The sequence below is a fragment of the Pedobacter montanisoli genome, assembly GCF_022809115.1.
Taxonomy (GTDB): domain Bacteria; phylum Bacteroidota; class Bacteroidia; order Sphingobacteriales; family Sphingobacteriaceae; genus Pedobacter; species Pedobacter montanisoli.
Genome location: NZ_JALGBH010000002.1, coordinates 447,945 through 471,637 on the forward strand (window position 1 = coordinate 447,945; position 23,693 = coordinate 471,637).

The 23,693-nt window shown below is 37.6% G+C and carries 20 protein-coding genes; 5 read left to right on the forward strand and 15 right to left on the reverse strand.

Going from position 1 to position 23,693, the window contains the following annotated elements; genetic code table 11:
• Complete coding sequence (locus tag MMF97_RS09770) at nt 1-360, reverse strand: DoxX-like family protein (protein WP_243363301.1); 360 nt, start codon at nt 358-360, stop codon at nt 1-3.
• 222 nt (nt 361-582) lie between these two features.
• Here MMF97_RS09770 and MMF97_RS09775 point away from each other — a divergent pair, with 222 nt between their 5' ends.
• Both MMF97_RS09775 and MMF97_RS09780 read left to right on the forward strand, forming a co-directional pair.
• Nucleotides 583-987 carry an EVE domain-containing protein gene (locus MMF97_RS09775; RefSeq protein ID WP_243361970.1) on the forward strand — a complete coding sequence of 135 codons (405 nt, stop codon included), beginning with the start codon at nt 583-585 and terminating at the stop codon, nt 985-987.
• Nucleotides 987-1,493, forward strand: a complete 507-nt coding sequence (locus tag MMF97_RS09780; protein WP_243361972.1) for a hypothetical protein — start codon at nt 987-989, stop codon at nt 1,491-1,493. Before MMF97_RS09775 ends, MMF97_RS09780 begins: the two co-directional genes overlap by 1 nt.
• Here the strand turns inward: MMF97_RS09780 and MMF97_RS09785 are convergent.
• From MMF97_RS09785 to MMF97_RS09815, 7 genes are all read right to left on the reverse strand, one after another.
• A complete protein-coding gene (locus MMF97_RS09785) occupies nt 1,490-2,680 on the reverse strand; it encodes a cation:proton antiporter (RefSeq protein WP_243361974.1) in 1,191 nt (396 codons plus the stop codon). The genes MMF97_RS09780 and MMF97_RS09785 overlap by 4 nt on opposite strands.
• A 31-nt stretch (nt 2,681-2,711) precedes the next feature.
• Nucleotides 2,712-3,230: an acyl-CoA thioesterase gene (locus MMF97_RS09790; RefSeq protein WP_243361976.1), complete on the reverse strand. Its 519-nt coding sequence runs from the start codon at nt 3,228-3,230 to the stop codon at nt 2,712-2,714.
• A gap of 489 nt (nt 3,231-3,719) precedes the next feature.
• Complete coding sequence (locus MMF97_RS09795) at nt 3,720-6,830, reverse strand: efflux RND transporter permease subunit (RefSeq protein ID WP_243361978.1); 3,111 nt, start codon at nt 6,828-6,830, stop codon at nt 3,720-3,722.
• Nucleotides 6,831-6,855: 25 nt separating this feature from the next.
• A complete protein-coding gene (locus tag MMF97_RS09800; protein WP_243361981.1) occupies nt 6,856-7,944 on the reverse strand; it encodes an efflux RND transporter periplasmic adaptor subunit in 1,089 nt (362 codons plus the stop codon).
• A gap of 7 nt (nt 7,945-7,951) precedes the next feature.
• A complete protein-coding gene (locus MMF97_RS09805) occupies nt 7,952-9,208 on the reverse strand; it encodes a TolC family protein (RefSeq protein ID WP_243361983.1) in 1,257 nt (418 codons plus the stop codon).
• A 108-nt stretch (nt 9,209-9,316) separates the two neighbouring features.
• Complete coding sequence (locus MMF97_RS09810) at nt 9,317-10,675, reverse strand: sensor histidine kinase (protein ID WP_243361985.1); 1,359 nt, start codon at nt 10,673-10,675, stop codon at nt 9,317-9,319.
• A gap of 1 nt (nt 10,676) precedes the next feature.
• Nucleotides 10,677-11,363, reverse strand: a complete 687-nt coding sequence (locus MMF97_RS09815) for a response regulator transcription factor (RefSeq protein WP_243361987.1) — start codon at nt 11,361-11,363, stop codon at nt 10,677-10,679.
• Nucleotides 11,364-11,552: 189 nt separating this feature from the next.
• Between MMF97_RS09815 and MMF97_RS09820 the strand changes: the two genes are divergently transcribed.
• On the forward strand, nt 11,553-12,548 hold the full coding sequence (locus MMF97_RS09820) for an LLM class flavin-dependent oxidoreductase (protein ID WP_243361989.1): 996 nt from the start codon (nt 11,553-11,555) through the stop codon (nt 12,546-12,548).
• A gap of 303 nt (nt 12,549-12,851) precedes the next feature.
• Here the strand turns inward: MMF97_RS09820 and MMF97_RS09825 are convergent, their stop codons facing one another.
• Complete coding sequence (locus tag MMF97_RS09825; protein ID WP_243361990.1) at nt 12,852-13,256, reverse strand: OsmC family protein; 405 nt, start codon at nt 13,254-13,256, stop codon at nt 12,852-12,854.
• A gap of 25 nt (nt 13,257-13,281) precedes the next feature.
• Between MMF97_RS09825 and MMF97_RS09830 the strand changes: the two genes are divergently transcribed.
• The gene (locus MMF97_RS09830; protein WP_243361992.1) at nt 13,282-13,725 is read left to right on the forward strand and encodes a PaaI family thioesterase; all 444 of its coding nucleotides are present in this window, start codon (nt 13,282-13,284) and stop codon (nt 13,723-13,725) included.
• Here MMF97_RS09830 and coaD read toward each other — a convergent pair.
• From coaD to MMF97_RS09855, 5 genes are all read right to left on the reverse strand, one after another.
• Nucleotides 13,722-14,189: a pantetheine-phosphate adenylyltransferase gene (gene coaD, locus MMF97_RS09835; RefSeq protein WP_243361994.1), complete on the reverse strand. Its 468-nt coding sequence runs from the start codon at nt 14,187-14,189 to the stop codon at nt 13,722-13,724. The genes MMF97_RS09830 and coaD overlap by 4 nt on opposite strands.
• Before the next feature lie 15 nt (nt 14,190-14,204).
• Nucleotides 14,205-14,732, reverse strand: a complete 528-nt coding sequence (locus MMF97_RS09840; RefSeq protein ID WP_243361996.1) for a hypothetical protein — start codon at nt 14,730-14,732, stop codon at nt 14,205-14,207.
• Between the two features lie 376 nt (nt 14,733-15,108).
• Entirely contained in the window at nt 15,109-16,299 is a 1,191-nt protein-coding gene (gene nhaA, locus MMF97_RS09845; RefSeq protein WP_243361998.1) for a Na+/H+ antiporter NhaA, read from the reverse strand.
• A gap of 84 nt (nt 16,300-16,383) precedes the next feature.
• Entirely contained in the window at nt 16,384-19,713 is a 3,330-nt protein-coding gene (locus tag MMF97_RS09850) for a T9SS-dependent choice-of-anchor J family protein (RefSeq protein WP_243362000.1), read from the reverse strand.
• A gap of 91 nt (nt 19,714-19,804) precedes the next feature.
• A complete protein-coding gene (locus tag MMF97_RS09855; RefSeq protein WP_243362001.1) occupies nt 19,805-20,425 on the reverse strand; it encodes an L-threonylcarbamoyladenylate synthase in 621 nt (206 codons plus the stop codon).
• Between the two features lie 98 nt (nt 20,426-20,523).
• On the opposite strand from MMF97_RS09855, the gene MMF97_RS09860 reads away from it, so the two are divergent.
• A complete protein-coding gene (locus MMF97_RS09860; RefSeq protein ID WP_243362003.1) occupies nt 20,524-22,170 on the forward strand; it encodes an FMN-binding glutamate synthase family protein in 1,647 nt (548 codons plus the stop codon).
• A 79-nt stretch (nt 22,171-22,249) separates the two neighbouring features.
• Here MMF97_RS09860 and asnS read toward each other — a convergent pair whose 3' ends face one another.
• The gene (gene asnS / locus MMF97_RS09865; RefSeq protein WP_243362006.1) at nt 22,250-23,686 is read right to left on the reverse strand and encodes an asparagine--tRNA ligase; all 1,437 of its coding nucleotides are present in this window, start codon (nt 23,684-23,686) and stop codon (nt 22,250-22,252) included.
• Nucleotides 23,687-23,693 lie beyond the last annotated feature (7 nt).

Genomic DNA, 23,693 nt, shown 5'->3' on the forward strand with positions numbered 1-23,693 from the left:
TCAGCTTTGCAGATGCAATTTTTTGTTCAGTATAAATTCATTGTAATAAATAAGGCCCATAAATATAAGCGCATAAATTATATTTAATCTGCCCCACAGAAGTAGGTCAGGAGCGATCATAAATTCTATAATATTCATTATCCCAATAATTACAATCTGAATGATAGCATTTATTCTGGATTTAAATCTTATCAAAATCCAAAAAGCCATAATAATTTCAGATGACCCAATTAAAATCGTTAAAGGTCTTGAAAAATCATTTCCCAAAATCCTTCCAACAATTTGTTCGTGTCTTGGTATAAGATTTAATACTTTACAGAAGAGGCCATTTGTTAACCAGACTATTGAAATAAAATACATTAATATTTTATGTTTTTTCTCGTCTGCCACTATTTGTATGATTGCTGATTACGTTTATTCAAATGTAAGAAATAATAAATGTCATTTATGTTACAATACGATGTTAATTGTACTTTTCATAAATGAGACAACAAGCTACAGCTCTTTATTGTAATTTCCATATCCGCCTATCTTTTGTTAGTTTTGGTTCAATTCATTTACAATTATTTTATACAGATATATATGAACCATTGGTTAGTAAAATCGGAGCCTGTTAAATACAGTTGGGAGCAGTTTAATAAAGACGGTCAAACTTTTTGGGATGGCGTTAGAAATTATCAGGCCCGCAACAATTTAAAAGAAATGAAGAAAGGCGACCTGGTTCTGTTTTACCATAGCAATGAAGGTAAGCATGTGGTGGGCGTAGCAAAAGTAGTCAAAGAATTTTATCAGGATCCAACCACATCGGATCCTAACTGGGTTGTGGTAGATCTTGCTCCTGTAGAAAGCTTGAAAAATCCGGTAAGCCTAGATCAGATTAAGGCTGAAGAAAGCCTGAAAGATATTGCATTGGTACGTCAGGGCCGTTTATCGGTTATGCCGTTAAAGGCAACTGAATTTGATAAGATATTGGAAATGGGTAGCTAATGAAAACATTTTTAATTGCTTTTGCTTTAATACTGATAGGTTGTTCCTTAAAGGCGCAACAGAATTGGGAAGTTAAAGTAAGTACTTATTCTTATAAACCTGTTTGGGGGAGATTGAAAAAAGTAAATACAGAAGGTATAGGCATTGAAGATAAGAAAGGCAATTATTATATATTCAGACCAACAGAAATCCGTTCTGTTAAAATCAAGGAAAAAGGTTTAGGCTTTGGGGAAGCAGTTGGAGGTGGAACTTTATTGGGTTTAGGCATAGGTATTTCTGTATGGTCTTTAGATAAAGAAGGAAATAATACCGGTAGCATGGCTAAACTTACAGCCGCATTAACCGCTACAGGAGCGGTAGCTGGAGGGCTGGTTGGTGGTGTGGCTGTACTGATACGCAAAGGTTTTACCTTAAAAGTTAAAGGAAATCCTGATTACTTCAATGCCAACTATAATCGCTTGGAACCTTACGTAGATCGTACTGAAATTAAGTATGTAAGCTATTAAGCTGAATCTTCTGACGAGCTTTTTCTTCTGCTTAGCATTAAGCCCAGGCTCATAACCAGGCTAGATCCCAGAACTACCATAAATAAGAAAGGTGTACCTATTTGGGCGAGTTTGAGGTCTTGCGGAAGGTTGTAATATAACAAGATGCTAATTAGTCCCCTTGGCGATACAAATGCTTCGGGCAGGAAATTATCGCGTTTAAAGAAGTATAAATAGGCAAAACGGATAATATAAATGCTCATCAATATAATTAGGCCGTTAATGATGATATTGGCATCATCTAGAGCATAAATATCCATAGTAAAGCCAAAGATCACAAAGAAAAAGGTACGGATGATAAAAGCGGTTTCTGCCGATAATTGGTAAAGCTGGGTAAGGTCGTTGGCCAGGTTCTTGTAAATAAACACGCTCCTAAACCAGGCATGTTTAATGGCATCTGCATTGTTCAAAAATAAGCCAAACGATAGAATCAATACCAATGCCGAAAGATGGAAAGATTGTCCGACGGCATATACCAAAATGAGGATAGAGATGATTAGGAAAAACTTGATATGGTGCTTGATGCGTCCCATTAAATACAGCAGTGTGATACAAGCCACCACAGATAGTATTAAGATCAATGCTGTGTTTAGGCCCAATTGCCCGAAAGAACTTGGCGTAATGCTGCGGTTAGAAATGGCAAAGTTGAATAAGATTACGCCCAATATATCAGAAAATGAGCTTTCGTAAATAATAAACTCACGACCGTGTTTGTGCATGCCTGCCGCCGATGGAATGGCAATAGCCGAACTGATTACACTAAAGGGAATAGCATTTACAAAACAGAGGTACAGGTCTTTGCCCGTAATCTGGTAAATGATAAAGGTAATGGCTGCAACAGTTACGACTAATATGGAGAGGGCAGATAGAAATGCCCCCTTTATAACCTTATTCTTCTCCTTGGCATATTTTAGCTCTAAGGAACCTTCAAATACGATCAGGATTAAGCCTACCGTGCCCAAAGTGGGCAAGATTTCTAAAAAATTGTAGGTATGCAGCTTAAGTTCATCAACCAGAAGCCTTAAACCTATACCCGAAAGCAGGAGCAATAAAACTGAAGGTAGTTTTGTCTTACTTGCCACAAGATCGAACAAATAAGAAAAAATAACCAGTCCGCTTAGTATGATGAGTACGGTATAAGTGGTCATTGGCTTAACAACTTACAGCTTAGAGCTGGTTTTAACTTTTGGCAAAAAGTGCCTTTAATTCTACTGCATCGTCAGGTTGCATTTTGCCTGCCAATACAAGTCTTAGCTGTCTGCGTCTTAAAGCTCCGGCAAACAATTCTAATTCTTCGGTAGTTTCAGGCTTTAATTCAGGAACAGGGATAGTTCTGCCACTTTGGTCTACTGCTACGAAAGTATAATATGCTTCGTTTGATTTTACCTTGGTGCCCGAAGGGATATTTTGCGCCCATACATCTAATCTTACCTCAACAGAAGTGTTAAATGAACGGGTAACTTTGGCTTCAATCGTGATTACATCGCCCAGTTTAATAGGTTGTTTAAACGATACATTATCTACAGATGCTGTTACCACAATTCTATTGCAATGTTTTTGCGCCGAAATAGCGGCAGCAATATCCATCCAATGTAACAGACGTCCTCCCATTAAATTGTTTAAGGTATTGGTATCGTTTGGTAAAACCAATTCATTCATGATCGTGAGTGAATCTTCTGGGCGCTTTGTTTTATTCATGCCACAAAAATAAATAAAATAGCCGCTTTGCATTATTATTTTTTTGTAAAGAAGCTTAATTACCTCGCTTAGCCACAAGTGGGGTAACGATTAAATATGGATTCGTCATACTGAACTTGTTTCAGTATTTATCTATTGTATATTGAATTGTCATTGTCACATTGAGCTTCCCGAAGTATCGGGACAAGTTGTCGAAATGTAAGCTCCACAACAATAGGCTTCGACAGGCTGAGGCTGACACTATTCTTTTGCTTATCGCTTATGCTCAGCCATTACCGTCATGCTGAACTTGCCGAAGTGAATTCGAGACAAGTTATTTCGGCATCTTATGCTTAACAGACCCTGAAACGAGTTCAGGGTGACGATAAACATAAAAAAAGCTGCCCGTTGGGACAGCTTAATCGTGATAAAAATGAAATTTACGGGAGCCGTAAATTAGACCTTGAAACAAGTTCAGGGCCTGTCCCGGCTTTTCGGGGGTGACGTGAATTATTTATTCACTTTTTTATGATAGCTCCAGTAAAATATAATTGGATAAACGAAAAGGCAGAAAATAGTGTTGGTGATCAATCCACCAATAACTACTATGGCAAGTGGTTTTGAAGCTTCAGAGCCAATACCTGTTGACAAAGCCGCAGGCAATAAACCTATGGCAGCCATTAAAGCCGTCATGATAACCGGACGTACACGGGTAGCCACGCCATCTTTGATGGCATCGGTAAATGTCCATTCTGGTTTGTGCTTAAGCTCATCAATATTGTGCTTGAATTTGGTAATTAAAATTACTCCATTTTGCACGCAGATACCGAACAAAGCAATGAAACCTATACCTGCAGAAATATTGAAATTAATGTGCGTAATGAGCAGGGCAAATATACCACCGATCAGTGCAAAAGGTACATTATTTAATACCAGTAAGGCATCTTTGATGTTACCGAACAGTACAAATAGAATAAAGAAAATCAATAACAAACTGATAGGTACCGCTTTTGAAAGCTGGCTGGTGGCTCGTTGCTGGTTCTCAAAATCGCCGGCCCATTCTAATTTATAGGCTTTAGGTAATTTGATCTGGCTGTTTACTTTTTGTTGCGCTTCTTTGATCACACTACCCATATCGCGGCCACGAATAGAAAACTTGATAGCTCCGTAACGTTGGTGTTTATCGCGGTAGATCATGCTTGGACCTGTAATCTTACGGATGGAAGCAATCTCACCCAAAGGTACTTTGGCTCCAGATAGGGTAGGAATACGCAATTTAGCAATAGAGCTTTCATCATTCCTGAAATCTTCAGGATAACGGATGATCAGGTCGAATTTTTTCTCGCCTTCATAAATCTGGGTAGCAGCCTTACCACCAATGGCCATTTCTATAACTGCATTAGCATCGGCTGCATTTACGCCATACAATGCCATTTTTTGCTGGTTAAGATTAATTTGTAATTCTGGCTGGCCTAAGTTCCTTAGGATACCCAAATCTTCTATACCGTTAACCGTTTTCAGGATATTGAAGATCTTTTCTTCGGTGTGTTCGATGTAATGAAAATCATCGCCAAACATTTTAACCACGATAGAACCTTTTACGCCCGATACGGCTTCTTCAACATTATCTGAGATAGGCTGTGAGAAGTTTAAGCTAATACCCGGAAATCCACTTAGTTTTTCCTGCATGCGCTCTATAAGCTGCTCTTTAGTTTGCTTGCGTTTCCACTCTTTTTTAGGGTAGATATCTACCATAAATTCCATATTGTAAAAACCTGTGGCATCGGTACCATCGTTAGGACGGCCGGTTTGCGAAAGCACTTGTTTAACCTCATCAAAACTCAAAAAGATCTTACGCATCTGGTTAGATAATTTTTTGGTTTCGCTCAATGAGATACTGAGTGGTGCGGTTGCTCTTACATAAATAGAACCTTCATCGAGGCTAGGGAGGAACTCCGTACCCAGAAAATTGAAACTTACCAGGCCCAGTATTAGAATACCAATGGAAAAACCTACCACCATTCTTTTCACCTTAAAACATTTGTCATACAGTTTTAAGGTGTTGCGTATGATAAATTCTAGGAAGATATTATGCTTTTCTTTAACGTTTTTGCGTAACAGAATACTGGCTAGTGCAGGTACGAGCGTAAATGTAAGGATGAGGGCTCCCAATAGCGCAAAGCTGAGTGTCCAGGCCAAAGGTGAGAACATTTTACCTTCAACTTTTTCAAAGGTGAAGATGGGCATGAGGCCTGTTATGATAATCAGCTTGGCAAAGAAAATACCTTTACCATTTTCAAGGCAGGCTTTTTTGATCAAACCTAATTTGCTAATGGTGTTGAACTTTTGCATGCCCACGGCCTTGGCCTTGTGGTCTAATATCACAAAAATACCTTCTACCATGACCACGGCCCCGTCTATGATGATACCAAAATCTATAGCTCCCATAGAAAGGAGATTGGCCGACATGCCCTTTAATTTTAGACAAATAAAAGCAAACAATAGTGCCAAAGGAATAACCAGCGATACAATAAGGGTTGTACGCCAATCGGCCATGAAAAGAAATACGATTACCGTTACGAACAATATGCCTTCAAACATATTGCCCAAAACTGTATGGGTGGCAAAATTTACCAGGTCTTCGCGGTCGTAAAAAGCTTTGATCTTTACATCGGTAGGTAAGATGTTTTGGTTTACATCGTCTATCTTGGCTTTCAGGCTTTTGATGACCTCGCTAGGGTTTTCGCCTTTGCGCATCAGTACAATGCCTTCAACCACATCAGGATCGTAATCTCTACCCACCTGACCTAATCTTGGCAGGGCCGATTCAGTAACATCGGCAATGCTCTTTACATAAATAGGTGTGCCGTTAAAATTATCTACAACAATGTTCCTGATCTCGTCTATATTATTGAGTACGCCAATACCACGTACCACATAAGCTTGTCCGCCTTGTACAATTACATCGCCGCCCACATTGATGTTACTTTTTGAAACTGCTTCGAACAATTCGGTTGCGCTTACACCATATTGTATGGCTTTTTGTGGGTTTACCGTAATCTGGTAAGTTTTAACTTCACCGCCAAAACTCACAATATCAGCCACACCGGGTACAGATAGTAACTCTCTTTCAATGGTCCAGTCTTGTATGGTCTTCAGTTCTCTGATGTTTCTTTTGTTGCTCGTTACGGTGTAACGGTAAATTTCGCCCGTTGGTCCCGTTGCCGGCTGTATATCGGGCCTTACTCCATCTGGCAGATCGGCATCCGCAATATGGTTATTGACCTGCACACGCCCAAATGCATATTCAACATCATCTTCAAAAGTTACTTTAACTACCGATAAACCGAGTAGGGAAGAAGAGCGTATGCTCGTTCTTTTTTCGGTACGGTTCATGGCAATCTCCAGTGGTCTGGTCACAAATTTTTCGACCTCTTCTGCGCTACGGCCAGGCCATTGTGTAATAATGGTAATGCTGGTATTGGTTACATCGGGAAAAGCCTCTATGGTAGTATGCTTAAAGCTCAGGTAACCCGAAAGTATGAGGATAAAAGTGGTAAAGAATACAAAGTATTTGTTCTTTAATGAAAACCCTATGATATTTTTGATGAACTTGTTCATTTACGCTGCTTTTTGATGAAACGACTTAATCTTTAAGGCTCTCGAATATGAATACTTGTTTAGAAGCTACTATTTTATCGCCTGGTGCTAAACCTTTGCTGATGTAGGCCATGTTGGCTGTTTTGCGTCCTATTTCTATTTCCTGGATCCTGATTTTCTTTTGCGGGTCAAGTACCAGTACGTAGTTTTTATTTTCGTCAAAAATGATATTCTCTGGATTGATGGTAGGTAGATTTATGGGTGCTTTAGCTGTAACTTTAACTGTAGCGATCATACCGGGTTTTAAACTCAAATCTGTATTAGAGATTACCACGCGGGCATTCATGACCTTGGTTTCGCTGTCTATTACATTGTAGATCTTATCTATTTTACCCTTAAAAACCCGTTCTGGATAAGGGAGTACAGTAAGCGTTACTTCATTACCTTCCTGAATGCTAGCGATATCAGACTCGTATATGTTGAGCATTGCCCACACGTTTGAGAGGTTGGCTATTTTAAAGAGACAATTTGCATTGTCTGGACGTAAGAGCATATTGCTGGTCACGTTTTTTTCTACCACATAACCTGCCACAGGTGATGTTATGCTGTAAATACCTTTGCTGTTACCGCCATTGAGTTTTAGAACGGTATTGGCTTTTTTATGCTCGGCTTGTTTAATGATCAGGTTATTTTTTGCTTCTTCTAAGTCTTTGGCCGAGATCAATCCGCTTTTGTACATGTCTTCGGCCTGTTTGTAAGCTCTTTCGGCCACTTTAAGTTCTGCATTTGAACTAGTGGCTTCTTTATCAAATTCAGCCATTTCGGCACTGTTAAGGGTAGCCAGTATCTGCCCTTTATTTACTTTATCGCCTAATTTTATGCTTACATTACCAACAACTCCGCTTACCATTGGGTACACAGCTGCCTGCGTATCTTCATTAGGGGTTATTTTAGCCGAAAAACTTAGTTCTGTATGGCTGCTAGCATCTTTTACGGTATCAATTTTAAGTTTACTGATCAGCGAATCGGTTAGGACAAATTTTTTATCCTCTGCCACTTCTGCTTTCTTACTTGTACAGCTCTGAATACTCAAAGCGGTACCGATCATCAATAGGTAAGCTATTTTACGTGCCATCTTTATATTATTTGAAAATGTTGGTTCCGGTAACAAAATTGATTTCTTCTTTGGTGTTGATTTCATCAAATCTGATTTGATTGTATTGCAGTACATTGTTCTTGAACGATTCATAAAAATCCAAGAACTCGATCAGGCTGATGTTGCGTTTGGCAAAATTTGTGGTTACATCGCTCATCATCTGGGTAAAATCATGGTTAAAATTTTTATCCATGCCCTCATACAGTTCCTGAGCTCTTAATGCTGATAGGTAAGCTTTGTAAACCTCGTTCTCTAACAGGTTCTCTAGCTGATTGTAATTGTTGTTTTGTGCGTCTATGGCTATTTTAGCCTTTTTAATTTCGCCCTGATTTCTGTTAAATAAAGGTAAAGGAAGTTTAATGCCCAAGCCTAAAAACTTATCGGGCATATTTTGGGAAGTATATACCATAGAAAGTTCTATATCTGGTACAGCCATGGCTTTTTGCAGTTTTAGATTTTGCTGCGCATAGGTAAGAGCTGTTTGTGCGTATTTAAGATCTACGCGATTTGTTTTTGCAGAATCAAGTAATGTTGTATAAGTTTTATCTTTTAGCGATTCGAAATGCACAGGTTCTGCTACGAGTTGTAAAGTTGTGTGAGCTGGTACATGTATCAATACTTTAAGATTGGTATTGAGCTCTTCTATGTCATTTTTAAGACTATTGTACTCGGTATTGACACTGTATAACAAAGATTTGATCCTGATTACTTCTTTGCCAGCAATGTTGCCTTGTTTTAATTGCTGTTCTGATGCACTTAACAATTTGTTCAGCGCTTTGATCTGATCTTCGTACACTGCTGCAGATTGCTGCAGGTAATAGCTTTTATAGAAGGTGCTTCTTAGTTCATAACGTAAGGTCCTGATCAGGTCGTAATACGCATATTCTTCCAGTTTTACTCCTGTATTTGCCAGTTGTATGTTCTTATTGCGCTTACCAGCAAGTTTAATAAGCTGCGATACATCTAAACTATAATAACCATTGTTGTAAGATGTACCGAGGTACTTTTTATCTGTAGTGTTGTAGAGGTAGTTTTCCTGACTGATCTCTGGATTATCAAACAATTTAGCTGTGATCACCTCTGCTTTTGCCTGTTCTATATTATAGTTTTGGGCCAATAGCTGATAGTTCTCTTTTAAGAACCTTTTTTCTGCTTCGGGAAGAGTTAAACTGAGTGTATTCTGGGTATGGCCTGCTTTTGTTAAGACCATAAAAATAAAAGCCAGTGCGAATTTTCTTTTCATGGGTGTTTTGCAAAAACAGCTGATTCTTTAAATAGAATCAGCCTTTATGTTGTCGGCAAAACTATCTCCATGAAATTAAAGCCAAATTAAAGGCAAATTAAAATGGAATTAAAATTTAGGCAGTTTAACAGAAAAGGTGGTTCCTTGTCCCAGAACGGAATTAAAACTGATTTCGCCTTTGAGCAAAAGAATAATTTTATGTGCCATGTATAAGCCTAAACCCTTGCCTTTGTGTTCTTTATAGGTGTACAGGCTTTGAAAAGGCTTGAAAATTTGCTCATAATTTGATGGTTCTATTCCGGTTCCCTGATCCATGATATGGATGTTGATGAAATCTGCTGATGCTGAAATGGTACAATGAACGGATTGAAAATCAGAAAATTTAAAAGCGTTGGCTATAATGTTGTTAATGGCAATCTGTAACAGTACAGGATTGGTTTTGATCAATAAGGCTTCTTGGTTTTGCGAGTTTTCCGAAAAGTTGAGGATAAGTTCTGCATCATGTAATCTTTTCCACTCTTTTTGCAGATCCCAGAGCATTTCATCTATACGTATTTCTTGTTGCTCATCTGTACCTATTTCGAGGTCGGACTGTGCCAAACTTAGCAGGCCGTTAATGATATGATCCATTTTTTCTATATCATCAATTACAGAAGTAAGTGCTGCTTTGTAATATTCTTCTGTTCGTGGCTGGCTTAGTGTAATTTCGGCACTCATCAAAATACTGGTTATGGGTGTGCGCAGCTCATGAGATGCATTAGAGACAAATGTTTTCTGTAGTGCAAACGCCTGCTCTAAATGCTCCATTAAATTGTTGAAATCTTGGGCCAAAAGGCCTATTTCATCTTTGTTTTTGCCTTCTTGTACTCTGTAATCGAGGTTGTTTGATTTTATTTTTTTTACATCATCTATAAAGAGATCTAAAGGACGTAAAATGCGATTGGCTACCCAGCGAGATGATAACAGGATTATAGACAGAATAATAAAGAAGAATACCAGCATTATTTTGCGCAGTTTCTCAGTTCTTTTGAGTGTACTCTGGTCTATGGCTGATGCCAGTATCACAAAATCGCCCTGATTATCCTTATAAAAGATGCCTACTACTTGTCTTTGTCCTTCTTTGAATTTTAGTTTTTTACGTTGTCTTACTTCGTTGATTACGTCGCTTGTCCAGTAACGTTGGTCGTCGCCAATAAATGCAGCGTCATTGCTCATGTTGTAAATGCGTACAACTTCATTGTGCAATGTTTCTAAGTATTGGTTTCTTACCTTATTTAATGAATCTGAAGAGATTTCATCGGCTTCGAGATATAAGCGAGCAGTAATGTAAGCCCTGTCATTAAGGCGATCGTAAAAATCGCTTTCTAAAAATTTGATAAAAGTAAAATAGATGGCTCCAAGCGTGCCCAAAAGCATGGTAGCGCTTATGAGCGTAAAATATAGGGCTAGCCTGTTCTTTATCTTCATTTTACTTTAATATATAACCCATGCCTATTTTGGTATGGATGAGTTTCCTTTCGAAGTTCTTTTCAATTTTATTGCGCAGAAAATTGATGTAAACATCTACCACATTGGTGCCTGTATCAAAATTGATATCCCATACCTGTTGTGCAATATATTGTCTGGATAATAAGCGTTTGGGATTTTGCATGAACAATACCAGTAAATTGAATTCTTTGCTGGTAAGGTCAATAATTTGTCCTGCTCTTTTTACTTCTTTGCTTTTCAGGTCAATCTCTACATCTTCAAAATTTAAGAAATGGTTAACCTCGTTTTCCTTTTTTGGTGTAACAGGTGCACGTTTTAATTGCACTTCTATGCGTGCCAAAAGTTCTTTGAAATGAAAAGGTTTTAAAAGGTAATCGTCTGCCCCGGACTGAAATCCGGTTAATTTATCATCAATGGCACCCAGCGCGGTAAGCATGATGATGGGTGTGTTAATAGCGTTGTTGCGTAAGTGCCTGGCAATCTCAACACCGCTAACATGTGGTAACATTACATCTAAGATAATGAGATGAAAGGGGTTTTCTACCAACTGGCTCAATGCCGTATTCCCATTATTGATGATTTCGATCTCGTAACCATTTTCTTCCAATCCGGTTTTTACCAAAGAAGCTATTTTTTGATCGTCTTCAACTAAGGCTATTTTGTACATGCTAAATGAAAGAGATTAATGACAAAGATATTTAATTTGCTTCATTATAAGCAATGCACCTATAAGGTCTTATTACTGTCATCTCTTTTAGGCAAACTGAAAGTTTATAAAAATGAGGAGTAAATTTACCAGCGATGAAACCGGGCAGGAGAGCTTTATATCAGCCTGCTTTTACAAAGAGTTTACGATATGAAACAAATACCTTATTCTGTATTGGATTTGGCAGGTGTTATACAAGGTAATACCATTGCCGATACGTTTAGAAACAGTGTAGCTTTAGCACAACATACCGAGCAATTGGGTTATAAGCGTTACTGGTTGGCAGAACACCATAATATGCCGGCTGTAGCCAGTTCTGCAACATCTATTTTAATAGGGCACATTGCCGCACAAACACAAACCATGCGTATAGGTTCAGGAGGTATTATGCTGCCCAACCATACGCCATTGATCATAGCCGAGCAGTTTGGTACTTTGGCTACTTTGTATCCCGATAGGATAGATTTGGGTTTAGGTAGAGCCCCAGGAACCGATCAGGCCACAGCGCTTGAAATAAGAGGGGAACGTTTTCATGCACAACATAATTTTCCGAAAGATGTATTGAAACTGCAGTATTTTTTAGGTGATGATAATTATGAGGGTAGGGTAAGGGCCATACCTGGAGAAGGCACAAATGTACCGATCTGGATATTAGGATCGAGTACTGAGAGCGCGCATTTGGCGGCTTCATATGGTTTGCCTTATGCTTTTGCCAGTCATTTTGCACCAACTTATTTTTTAGAAGCTATTGATATTTACAGGCGTAATTTTAGACCTTCGGCTGTGTTGAAAGAACCTTATGTACTGGCCTGTGTAAATGTGATTACTGCCGATACTGATCAAGAAGCAGAGCGCTTGGCTACCTCGTTAAAACGCTTATTCTTAGGTATCGTTACCAATAAACGGATGCTGTTGCAACCGCCCATAGATAGCATGGAAGGGCAATGGACAGCTATGGAAGAAGCTGCGGTTGAGCAAATGCTGACTTATGCGTTTATAGGTGGAAAGGAATGGCTAAAGGGAAGTTTGCACACTTTTATCAATGAGACAAAAATTGATGAAATCATGATTACTTCTCATATTTACGAGCACGCAGATAGACTGAAATCGTACACGATTGCTGCAGATATCTTAAAAAATCTTTAAAGCTTCATAATGAACTTGTTTCAGTATAGAAGTAGTTCATAAAGACTCTGAAATAAATTCAGAGTGGCGGCACGGCTACCGTTGTGCTGAATTTATTTTAGCATCTTTAATTTGTCACATTGAGCTTCCGAAGTATCGGGACAAGTTGTCGAAATGTAATCCTGCAAATTAGGCTTCGACAGGTTCAGCCTAACATTACGCTATCGTCATGCTGAACTTCCCGAATTTATTCGGGAAGTTCAGCATCTAATGAAAAATATATAAAGACCCTGGAACAAGTTCAGGGTGACGTAAATAAGACTTTTAAGAGGTAGTGGTAATCTGGATAGGGTTTGAAAGGATTTTATGTATAGGGCATTTTTCTGCGATTTGCATCAGGCGTGCATGTTCTTCGTTGCTAAGATTTCCTGTAAATGTAATCTTACGGGTAATATTGGTTAATGCAGTAGCCATGTTGTCGTCTTCGAGTGTTAATTCAACTTTGATGTGTTGCAAGTCATATTGCTTTCTGTTGGCATACATCCTGAGCGTAATAACGGTACAACTGCCCAAACTGGCTAACAAAAGCGATGCAGGTTGCATGGCCTCATCGGTACCTCCTAAATTTTCAGGCTCATCAGCATATATAACATGGCCTCCAGAAAATATTTGTGTTTTATAAGCATATTGTCCTATCTCGGCAATTGCGGTAATTTTAGTATTATTCATTTTAATTTTTAGCTTTATATTCTAGATGGAAGAACAGGAAAACATACACCAAAGACTGGCTTTTTTTCGGTCTTTTACCGGGAGGGAAGTTACAGATTCTCCCTCACATTTTATGAACTGGTTAAAACCAGTTGTTATTGATGCGGAGAAAGGGAGTCTGCATTGCAGTTATGTGGTACGTAAAGAAATGACCAATCCGCATGGTATTTTACATGGTGGCATAACCGCCGGAATTATAGACGATCTGATCGGCGCAACCGTTTATACTTTAGGCTTGTCTCAGGCTTATACAACGGTAAATAACTACATAGATTATTTTGCTCCTGCTAATGAGGGAGATACCATTACCGCAAAAACAATGATCATAAAACAGGGCAGAACTATTATTAACCTGCAATGTGAAGTTTATTTACCACATAAAAACAGGCTCATAGCCAAAGGCTATTCCAATATGCTGCGCTTGGGTTAGAGCTTTAAGAAAGGTAAAGCTTCTTTGGGTACAAATTGGCTTACATCGCCATTATTTCTTAAGATGTCTCTCACTATGGTAGAGCTTATGGCCGAATACTCGGGTTGACTTAGCAATAAAATGGTTTCTGCGCTGGGCAACATGGTTTTGTTGATCTGGGCTATTGCCCGTTCGTATTCAAAATCGCCTGTTGATCTGATGCCACGTAACATATACGAAGCGTTGATTTGTTTGCAGAAATCTATTGTTAATCCTTCATATGCACGTACTTCTATAGTTGGGTAAGAAGCAAAAACACTTTTAACGATTTCTTCTCTCTTATCTGGCGAAAGCAGGTTTTGTTTTGAGCTGTTTAAGCCTATGCCTACCACGATTTTATCAAAAAGGGGTAGGGATCTGGTCACAATATCTACGTGAGCAATGGTAATAGGATCAAATGAACCGGGAAATAGTGCTATTTTCATGATAAATAAGATTGGTCAGACCAGATTTTTTAGGTAATCAAATATGGTCTCAAAGTATGTAGAAATGTTTAAGCCATTACTGTATCCAAAATATGTCATCAATAGTAAAATGATAACGGCTAGATAAATGAACTTTCTAAAAGCAAAGGTTAAAATAATGATAAGAACGGGTATAATTACAAAGAATATTTTACTGATCTGGATGATTTTTAGATCGTCGCCTGATTTATAGACATAAAATAACTTGCTGATCGTTCTTACCTGATTTTGGTGTTTGATATATACAAAGGTTGATTTATCTATCTGTAAGGGGATTGTGGCAATACCGTTGTTAAAAGTAAGTTGTTGTGAAAAACCACTAACGCTGAACATATAACTGCCGCTAACATCTTCATTGGCATGGCCTAAACTATCGGCGGCTATTACAGATAGTTTACTGTTCTTTAACAGACTTTCTTTTAACAGAAAATTATTGATATCAGCAGCTTTGCTCCATAAGGTGGTAAAGACCAGTATCAGTAGCAGGATATAAGATTTTTTCATTTCTATCAAATCCAATTTAATCGGTGCTGTTTCTTCTTAGCAGCTAAAAACACTCAAATGTATTATTTTGATAGTGATTTACAAGGAAACTGTTTAAAATTCTAATTGAGGAGTACTCGTTTATGCTGAATTTGTTTCAGCATCTTTTATGCTTAACATAGATCTTGAAACAAGTTAGATGTAATGATATGGTAGAAGGTATGCTGAAACAGAACTTTTGAAGGAAAGGGCAAAGAGAAACCATGTAGAAACAAAAAAGCGGAAATGATCGATCCCGACCATTCCCGCTAATCTAAATTAACGCTCTCACATACATAAACACATATTACAGGGTTTTATTGTTTAAGCGTTCCAAAAAATGCAAAAAATCGTATTCTTAATTTGTTTTAACTGTAAATGCCTGTTTTTTACCTGTAGATTTTAAGAAGATATAGCCACTAATACCCGCAATAGCAGAGGTAATCAATATGGCAAATTTAGCTTCGTTTATAAACCTCGGTTCACTAAATGACAGCATAGCAATAAAAATAGACATGGTAAAGCCAATACCAGCCAACAGTCCTACGCCAATCATATGGATCCATTTGGCCTTATCGGGTAGCTGAGCCCATTTAAGTTTAACGGCCAGGTAAGAGAATATGGTTATACCAAGGGTTTTACCTACCAGTAATCCAAGTAAAATACCTAAACCCATTGGGGTACTCAGTCCGTTAACCATTCCCTGTTCAAAAGTAATATTGGTATTTGCCAAAGCAAATAATGGCATAATGATAAAGTTAACCGGAGTAGTAAGTAAATGCTCTAGTTTGATTAAAGGGGATGTATCTTCCTTACTTTCATTAGGTATGGTGAAGGCCAACAATACACCGGCAATAGTTGCATGGATACCCGAATGATGTACTAGATACCATAAAGCGATACCTAAAGGAATATAATAGTATAGTTTTTTAATTTTTAAAAAATTGAGTAGCATCAATATGCAAAATACACCCAGGGCCATAAAAAGATAATTGAAATGTATTTCAGATGTATAAAATATAGCAATGACTAAAATAGCACCCAAATCATCTGCTATAGCTAAAGCCGCTAAAAAGATCTTTAAAGAAGATGGGATACTTTTGCCCAACATAGCGATAATAGCCAGCGCAAAGGCTATATCCGTAGCCATAGGGATGCCCCAGCCGTGTACGGTTTCCGTATTTTTATTGATGATAAAATAGATCGAAGCAGGTATGATCATACCCCCAAGAGCTGCCAATACAGGTAAACTCGCTTTTTTAACATCAGATAATTCTCCGGTTAAAATCTCACGTTTGATTTCCAGTCCCACTAGCAAAAAGAAGACGGCCATTAACCCATCATTGATCCATAACGAAATGCTATAATTCAGATCAATTGCAGTGTTGCTAAATCCTAGGGTTTGGTTAAGAAGATTTGCAAAGCCTGATGCCCATGAAGAATTTGCAATACCTAAGGAGATCACTACACAACATAACAAGAGTATACCTCCCGTTTTTTCAGAATTGAAGAATTTTTGAAAAATAGTACTTTCATTATACTTTGTCATGCCCGAATTTACAAAAAAATGCAAAAAATAAGGTGTTCAAAGATTAAGCTTCGAACACCTTAAAGATGTACTGGTAAGAATAAATTATTGTTTAATCAATTTACTCTGATAAGTTTTATTGCCTGTAGTAAGTTTTAATATATATACTCCGGTTGTAAGCGTATTTAGTTTACTGTTTACTTTTGAGGTAATCTGCTCGTTTGTGCCGGTTGCCGTTAAAATTACCTTACCATCAACACCACTCAGTACTAATTTATCATTGGTGCTTGTGCTTTCGTAGCTAAGGAATAACTGGTTTTTTACCGGGTTAGGATATACTGAAAAAGCTTCAGTTCCAAAAATATTTACAGATCTTACCTCAGGATAATCAGTAGGGTTGTTATCAAAATCAGTTTGTGTCAAACGATAATAAACGGTTCCCTTAGGAGCATTATTATCTATTGTAGTATAAGATTTAAGCTGATTACTGTTACCCGCACCAGGAATAGTTTTGATCGCAGTAAAGTTTTTGCCATCAACAGAGCGTTTAATGGTAAAATAACTATTGTTTGTTTCTGTTGCAGTACTCCAATTAATTTCAACAATAGCACCTTTCGCTTTAACATCAAAATTAGCCACCTTAATTGGTAAGGTACCTATAGGAAAAGTAAAACGGGTATAAACAGGAAGGTGATCTGAAGTGTTCGATTTGTAACCTGAGATATATTCTCTGGCATCTTCAATAGCTGTTGAATTGGTTTCATTAAGGCTAACCAAATCGTTAGACACAATAATATTGTCTATCATACTTGGATTATTACCTCCAACAAAAGTTCCTTCTCCAGCTTGTAATAGAGGAAGTGTAAGAGCTTTATAACCATTATCTGTTAAGATTTTGTATGGAGATGTTTTACCTGATGCAATAGAACCTTCAACCAGATCATTATAATCGCCAACAATAGCAACATTATCTGGGTAATATAATGCAAGAGAGTCCTTTAATACGGCTACATCAGCTGTTCTTCTGCTATTGTCAGCAGCAGCACTACCAGATTTAGCATGTATAACTACAACATTAACACGTTTTTTTAAACCATCTAAAGTTGTTACATTAAATATGCCCATAAAAGGTAAACGACCTGAAGACCAGAAACTATCGGTAATTGTTCCAACAGGTCCCACATTTACAGCATCTTTATATTGCTTTAAAAACATTACTCTGAAACCTACAGTATCTACGGTTGCAGAGTTATAAATAAAACCTACTTTTTGAGCAGGATAAGGATCTGTACTGTTACTAGGTTTAATAGAATATGAATATACCTGAGATATTTTCTTTTTATAAGTAGAAGGTAATTTGGTCAAAAGCTCATCAACAGCTGCTTCGTCAGATACTTCCTGTATGCCTATTACATCAGGGAGCATGGTATTATATACTATTGCAGCATTATTAATTTGTAAAGTTCTGTTTGCAGGTCCATAGCCAGGAATAGCAGTTCCATTACCAAAAAACTCCATATTCCAGCTGACAAGATCAAAAGTATTAGCTTTAAGTAAAGAGCTTCCTTTTAATTGTGGTCCATCAACAGTTAAACCAGTTCCTGAAAAAGTAATTTTATCTGATAAAAATACCGCAGTTGAAGTAGGTATAAATCGAGCATAAATTGTTTTTCCAGTTGCAGCTTCAGCAGATGGTACAATTACTGTAGAAGCAAAAGTGATGTCATCTGTAGATAACTCAAAATTTTGCGGAGCAGTTAAAGTAATATCTCCATAACCTGAGCTTGAGAAAGAGAAATTCTTGCTTGCAGATGTACCGCCAGCTGCTGTTTCATTAAAAACAATGGTATTTTTAGGAATACTGTAAGTACTGGTTTTATTGGTTAATGAGAAATCATCTACTCTCCATTCGGCTGCATTTGAACTACCTGAATTGTCAGTTACATACCTGAATGCCAAATAGGTATTTGCAGTTTTATAAGCAGAAAGATCTATATTGTTAGATTGGATCCATGTACCGGTAGTGCTGGGAATACCAACATTGGTCAATTCTGTCCAATCTGCAAGATTGATAACGCCGTTGCCATTATAAGTAGTAGAAATATAAAGCTTAATATCAGGGCCAACATAATTTTTTTTGTTCCAGAAACTAACGATAGGAAAATTAGCGAAAGCCGTAAGATTCATCCTAGGAGAGATTAACCAATCATCACTTGGCTGATTACCATCAACATCTGTTTCAGTCTCTCCAAATCCATTCATATAAGCTGCTCCGGCACCTGCATGAGTTTGTGACGCAGTATATTCCCATGTTTTTACATTTCCTTTTGCACTTACCTGTGTCCAGTAAGAATTAGCTAAAAAATTAACATCATTAAAATCTTGTGTATAATCTCCGGTTATGGCAAAGTTAGGGTCCATTCCGTAGCCATTTAAGGACAAGATTGTATTAGACAGGGTACCTCCACCAGAAATGGTAATATTACCGCTAGAATTACCTTCAACAGTAGGTGCATATTTTACATAAATTGTAGTACTTGTACTGTTCAGATCAGCCTGTGTATAAGTGAGGGTATTAGAAAAAGTTCCGCCACTTGTTTTTGAGATAGAGAAAGGTGCATTTGTATTTAATGTTACATCTGTTCCATCTAAATTGGTATAATTTAAAGTGAAGCTTTTTTCAGCAGATGTTGTATTGATTGTTTGGCTGATAAAATTTAGAGCGTTAGGTAAAGCAGTTATTGTAGGAGTGTTAATAGGTGCAATATCAACATTATCAATAGCAAAACTTGGTCTGCTACCTCCTCCTGAAACTTGTCTTGATATCCATCTAAGCTGAACTTCTGATTTATTTTCGCATGCTTGTGGTAAGATAACAGATAGAGAAAGATTATTTTGAGGAGTTGTAACCCCTGCACCTGTCTGTGCTGTGGTATTATTTTGATAGAGTGGTGAATTTGGAACATTCGTGAAACTACCAGAAGTCCCTACTCTATATTGTAAAATAACTTCATTAATTCGGTCATTTGCCGAACCATCATAAGGGTTTCTTATGGTAGAAATGTCATAATTTACTTTTATATTTTGTAAGGAAGAGGTATTTATACTTAGTACCAATGATAAATCCAAACTACCAGTATTCAAAAAGCCGATTTTACCATTGTAATTATGTACGTTTCCACTATTGGTACTTGCTGAACTTGATGCAACTAAAGCTCTATCTGCTGTAGGGCTGTTAGTATTAAATGAAGCAGAAGGAGCTGTGCTTACAGTCCAACCTTGCCAACCAGCAGGATATACAGTAGAATTTGCCAGAAGTCCATCAAAATTCTGAGCATAGGGCAATGATTGTGGGGCAGGGTTTGTCTGAGCCCACAATAATTGATAACTCGTTAAGAAAAATAAAATAAATGTTTTAAGTAGAGTTTTTTTCATACGCGTATTTATTAAAGTTATAGTTTGTGCAAAGCTAAGAAAACAAATAAGTTTTAAGATTAACAGAAAGTTAACAAATTTCTTTTTTGAATCAGATATAATCTTCCAGATTTCCTTTTCCCTCTCTCATTACTTCAAACTCACCTTGGGTACAATCAACTACAGTTGAAGCTTCATTGCCTCCGTAGCCTCCATCAATTATAATATCCACTAAGTCTTCATATTTCTCATGGATCAGTTCCGGATCAGTAGAATATTCTATAATTTCATCATCATCTCTAATAGAGGTAGATAAAATAGGATTACCTAACATCTTTACAATTTCTCTTGCAATGTTATTGTCTGGTACACGGATACCTACTGTTTTTTTATTGGAGCTTAGCAATTTGGGTACCTGATTATTGGCGTTAAAAATAAAAGTAAAAGGACCAGGTAGGGCCTTTTTAAGTACTCTGAATACGGTATTATCTATGGGTTTGATATAGTCAGAAATGTTACTCAGATCAGAGCATATAAAGGATAGATTGGCTTTTTCGGGTTTTATACCTCTAATTCTACAAATTCTTTCAATGGCTTTTTGATTGGTAATATCGCAACCCATACCATAAACAGTATCTGTAGGGTATATAATGATGCCCCCTTTTCTTAAGACATCAACTACTTGGCTCAAAGCCCTTTCATTCGGATTTTCAGGATATATTTTAATCAGCATACGTAAAATTAACAAAATCAAATTACAGTTGTTTTATCTATCAAGTTTATATTGCTACCTTAGCACAAAATTTAGATGATTTTTTAAAGTATTTTGAGATGAGAAAGGCATTTATTGCAATCGCAGCCTTCTTGGTTGCTTTTACCGTAATGTTAGGGTTGTATCAGCCATTTTTATGGTGGACTGCTATTTTTACAGGTCCGTTTGTTTTATTAGGTATTTATGACCTTTACCAACCAAAACATAGTATTGTAAGAAACTATCCGGTGTTTGGAAGGTTGAGATATTTTATGGAAAATATGAGGCCTAAGGTGTATCAGTATTTTGTAGAGAGCGATACTAATGGTACCCCTTATAATCGCCTAAATAGATCTTTGATTTACCAAAGAGCTAAAAAAGAATTAGATACTATTCCTTTCGGAACCCAGTTAAATGTTTATGATAACGGTTACGAATGGTTAAGCCATAGCATTATGGCTATAAGTCACCATGATTTAAATCTACACCCTAGAGTTACTGTAGGCGGACCGGAATGTAAGCAACCTTACTCTGCAAGTATTTATAATATATCGGCAATGAGTTTTGGTTCATTGAGCCAAAATGCAGTATTGGCGTTAAATGGTGGGGCCAAATTGGGTGATTTTGCTCATAATACAGGTGAGGGAGGAATTAGTGATTACCACCGCCAAATGGGTGGAGATTTGATCTGGCAAATAGGAACCGGATATTTCGGCTGTAGAAATGCAGATGGTACTTTTAACGGTGAGGCTTTTGCAGAAAGATCGCAAAGCGATCAGGTTAAAATGGTAGAGATCAAGATTTCTCAAGGTGCAAAACCAGGTCATGGTGGTATGCTTCCAGGTAAGAAAGTAACACCTGAAGTAGCTCGTATCCGTTTGGTTCCTGAAGGAAAAGATGTATTATCGCCACCATCGCATTCAGCATTTTCTACACCATTAGAACTGATGCAATTTGTAAAACGCTTAAGAGAGCTATCAGGTGGTAAACCGGTAGGTATCAAATTATGTATTGGTCGCCGCAGTGAGTTCTTAGCAATCTGTAAAGCGATGATAGAGACCGGTGTCTATGTAGATTTTATCACTGTAGATGGTGGAGAAGGTGGTACAGGTGCAGCACCACAGGAGTTCTCTAACTCTGTGGGTATGCCTTTACGTGATGGTATTGCTTTTGTATATGATTCTCTGGTTGGTTTTGATCTGAAAAAACACATTAAAATTATTGCATCGGGTAAAGTATCAAGTGGTTTTGATATAGTTAAGAATATTGCTTTAGGTGCTGATATGTGTAATGCTGCCCGTGGAATGATGTTTGCATTGGGATGTATCCAGGCATTGGAATGTAATAGTAATACCTGTCCTACAGGTGTGGCTACTCAGGATCCAAGCTTAATGAAAGGCTTAGTAGTTGAAGATAAGAAAGTAAGGGTTAAGAATTTTCATAATCTGACTGTTGCCAGCGCAGTAGAATTGTTAGGCGCTGCGGGCTTAAAAGAGCCAAGTCAGTTAACCCGTGCATATATCAACAGAAGAGTAACACAAAATGTGATTCAGTCTTATTTAGAGACCTATCCTTATATACCTGCTGGTTCGTTGTTGAAAACACCTTATCCTTCTAGATTTGAGCTAGGTATGGCTTTAAGTACGCCCGAAAGCTTTTTACCTACAGATTATGTAGTTTCTCAGGAAGACTATAAAAAGGCCAATCCTTTTTCTGATCACAGTTAAGATGTGATTATTAAATATACTTGAATAAAAAATCCCGCTAAGCATTTAGCGGGATTTTTTATGATATTAACTTATACAATTAAAATTCAGCGCTTTTTGGAAAACGAGGAAATGCAATTACATCACGGATATTGGTCATACCGGTAACGAAAAGTACCAAACGTTCAAAACCTAGCCCAAAGCCAGCGTGAGGTACGGTACCAAAGCGGCGTGTATCTAAATACCACCATAATTCGTCCTGAGGTACGCCCATTTCTTCCATACGCTTCGTAAGCACATCTAAACGTTCTTCACGTTGTGAACCACCTATCATTTCACCTATGCCCGGAAACAGAATATCCATGGCTGCCACGGTTTTACCATCATCATTTAAGCGCATATAAAACGATTTGATATCTTTAGGGTAATCTGTTAAGATAACTGGTTTTTTGAAATGTTTTTCTACCAGGTAACGTTCGTGTTCACTTTGCAGATCAGCTCCCCATCCTTCAATTAGATATTTAAATTGCTTCTTCTGGTTAGGTTTCGATGCTTTTAAGATATCAATCGCTTCTGTATAAGTTAAGCGTTGAAAATCGTTATTTAAACAAAAATCTAATTTTTCAAGTAATGAAAGTTCGCTGCGCTCATTCTGAGGTTTTTGCTTTTCTTCTTCCAGTAAGCGATTATTTAAGAAAGCCAATTCTTCTGCACAATGATCTTTAGCGTAGCTGATTACATATTTCATCATGTCTTCAGCCAATTCCATGTTGTTTTCCAGATCGGCAAAAGCCACTTCAGGTTCAATCATCCAGAATTCGGCCAAATGGCGGGTAGTATTTGAATTTTCAGCCCTGAAAGTTGGTCCAAAAGTATAAATCTTACCAAATGCGGTAGCTGCCAGTTCGCCTTCTAATTGCCCTGATACGGTTAAATTGGTAGAGCGGCCAAAAAAGTCGGCTGAGAAATCTACTTTACCATCTTCAGTACGGGGTGTATGATCAAAATCTAAAGTAGTTACCCTAAACATTTCGCCAGCACCTTCTGCATCACTCGCCGTAATTACTGGAGTATGCATGTACACAAAGCCACGTTCATTATAAAACTGATGAATAGCAAAAGCCAGTGCATGGCGTACTTTAAAAACGGCATTGAAGGTATTGGTTCTGAAACGCAGGTGTGCAATTTCTCTTAAAAACTCTAAACTGTGCTTTTTAGGTTGTAAAGGGTATTTTTCAGCATCACTATCACCTAAAATCTCAACTTTAGAAGCTTTAATCTCTACAGTTTGTCCTTTACCCAAAGATTCAACCAAAATCCCTTCTACAGTAATAGCTGCGCCGGTGGTTATTCTTTTCAACAAATTTTCAGGAGTATTATTAAAGTCAACCACAACCTGAATGTTTGCCATACAAGAGCCATCATTTAAGGCTATAAACTGATTATTACGGAAAGTTTTTACCCAGCCCATAACTTTTACCTCAGTGTTAAATGCAGTAGATTTTAATAAATCATTAATTTGTTGTCTTCTAATCATATCGATT

What these genes read in the sequence shown, in the direction of transcription:
- MMF97_RS09785 (WP_243361974.1), bottom strand. Translation starts at nt 2,680, where the DNA reads ATGACCACTTATACCGTACTCATCATACTAAGCGGACTGGTTATTTTT.
- nhaA (WP_243361998.1), bottom strand. Translation starts at nt 16,299, where the DNA reads ATGACAAAGTATAATGAAAGTACTATTTTTCAAAAATTCTTCAATTCT.
- MMF97_RS09805 (WP_243361983.1), bottom strand. Translation starts at nt 9,208, where the DNA reads ATGAAAAGAAAATTCGCACTGGCTTTTATTTTTATGGTCTTAACAAAA.
- MMF97_RS09860 (WP_243362003.1), top strand. Translation starts at nt 20,524, where the DNA reads ATGAGAAAGGCATTTATTGCAATCGCAGCCTTCTTGGTTGCTTTTACC.
- MMF97_RS09810 (WP_243361985.1), bottom strand. Translation starts at nt 10,675, where the DNA reads ATGAAGATAAAGAACAGGCTAGCCCTATATTTTACGCTCATAAGCGCT.
- MMF97_RS09775 (WP_243361970.1), top strand. Translation starts at nt 583, where the DNA reads ATGAACCATTGGTTAGTAAAATCGGAGCCTGTTAAATACAGTTGGGAG.
- MMF97_RS09840 (WP_243361996.1), bottom strand. Translation starts at nt 14,732, where the DNA reads ATGAAAAAATCTTATATCCTGCTACTGATACTGGTCTTTACCACCTTA.
- MMF97_RS09855 (WP_243362001.1), bottom strand. Translation starts at nt 20,425, where the DNA reads ATGCTGATTAAAATATATCCTGAAAATCCGAATGAAAGGGCTTTGAGC.
- coaD (WP_243361994.1), bottom strand. Translation starts at nt 14,189, where the DNA reads ATGAAAATAGCACTATTTCCCGGTTCATTTGATCCTATTACCATTGCT.
- MMF97_RS09800 (WP_243361981.1), bottom strand. Translation starts at nt 7,944, where the DNA reads ATGGCACGTAAAATAGCTTACCTATTGATGATCGGTACCGCTTTGAGT.
- MMF97_RS09770 (WP_243363301.1), bottom strand. Translation starts at nt 360, where the DNA reads ATGTATTTTATTTCAATAGTCTGGTTAACAAATGGCCTCTTCTGTAAA.
- MMF97_RS09830 (WP_243361992.1), top strand. Translation starts at nt 13,282, where the DNA reads ATGGAAGAACAGGAAAACATACACCAAAGACTGGCTTTTTTTCGGTCT.
- MMF97_RS09795 (WP_243361978.1), bottom strand. Translation starts at nt 6,830, where the DNA reads ATGAACAAGTTCATCAAAAATATCATAGGGTTTTCATTAAAGAACAAA.
- MMF97_RS09780 (WP_243361972.1), top strand. Translation starts at nt 987, where the DNA reads ATGAAAACATTTTTAATTGCTTTTGCTTTAATACTGATAGGTTGTTCC.
- MMF97_RS09820 (WP_243361989.1), top strand. Translation starts at nt 11,553, where the DNA reads ATGAAACAAATACCTTATTCTGTATTGGATTTGGCAGGTGTTATACAA.
- MMF97_RS09850 (WP_243362000.1), bottom strand. Translation starts at nt 19,713, where the DNA reads ATGAAAAAAACTCTACTTAAAACATTTATTTTATTTTTCTTAACGAGT.
- MMF97_RS09790 (WP_243361976.1), bottom strand. Translation starts at nt 3,230, where the DNA reads ATGAATAAAACAAAGCGCCCAGAAGATTCACTCACGATCATGAATGAA.
- asnS (WP_243362006.1), bottom strand. Translation starts at nt 23,686, where the DNA reads ATGATTAGAAGACAACAAATTAATGATTTATTAAAATCTACTGCATTT.
- MMF97_RS09815 (WP_243361987.1), bottom strand. Translation starts at nt 11,363, where the DNA reads ATGTACAAAATAGCCTTAGTTGAAGACGATCAAAAAATAGCTTCTTTG.
- MMF97_RS09825 (WP_243361990.1), bottom strand. Translation starts at nt 13,256, where the DNA reads ATGAATAATACTAAAATTACCGCAATTGCCGAGATAGGACAATATGCT.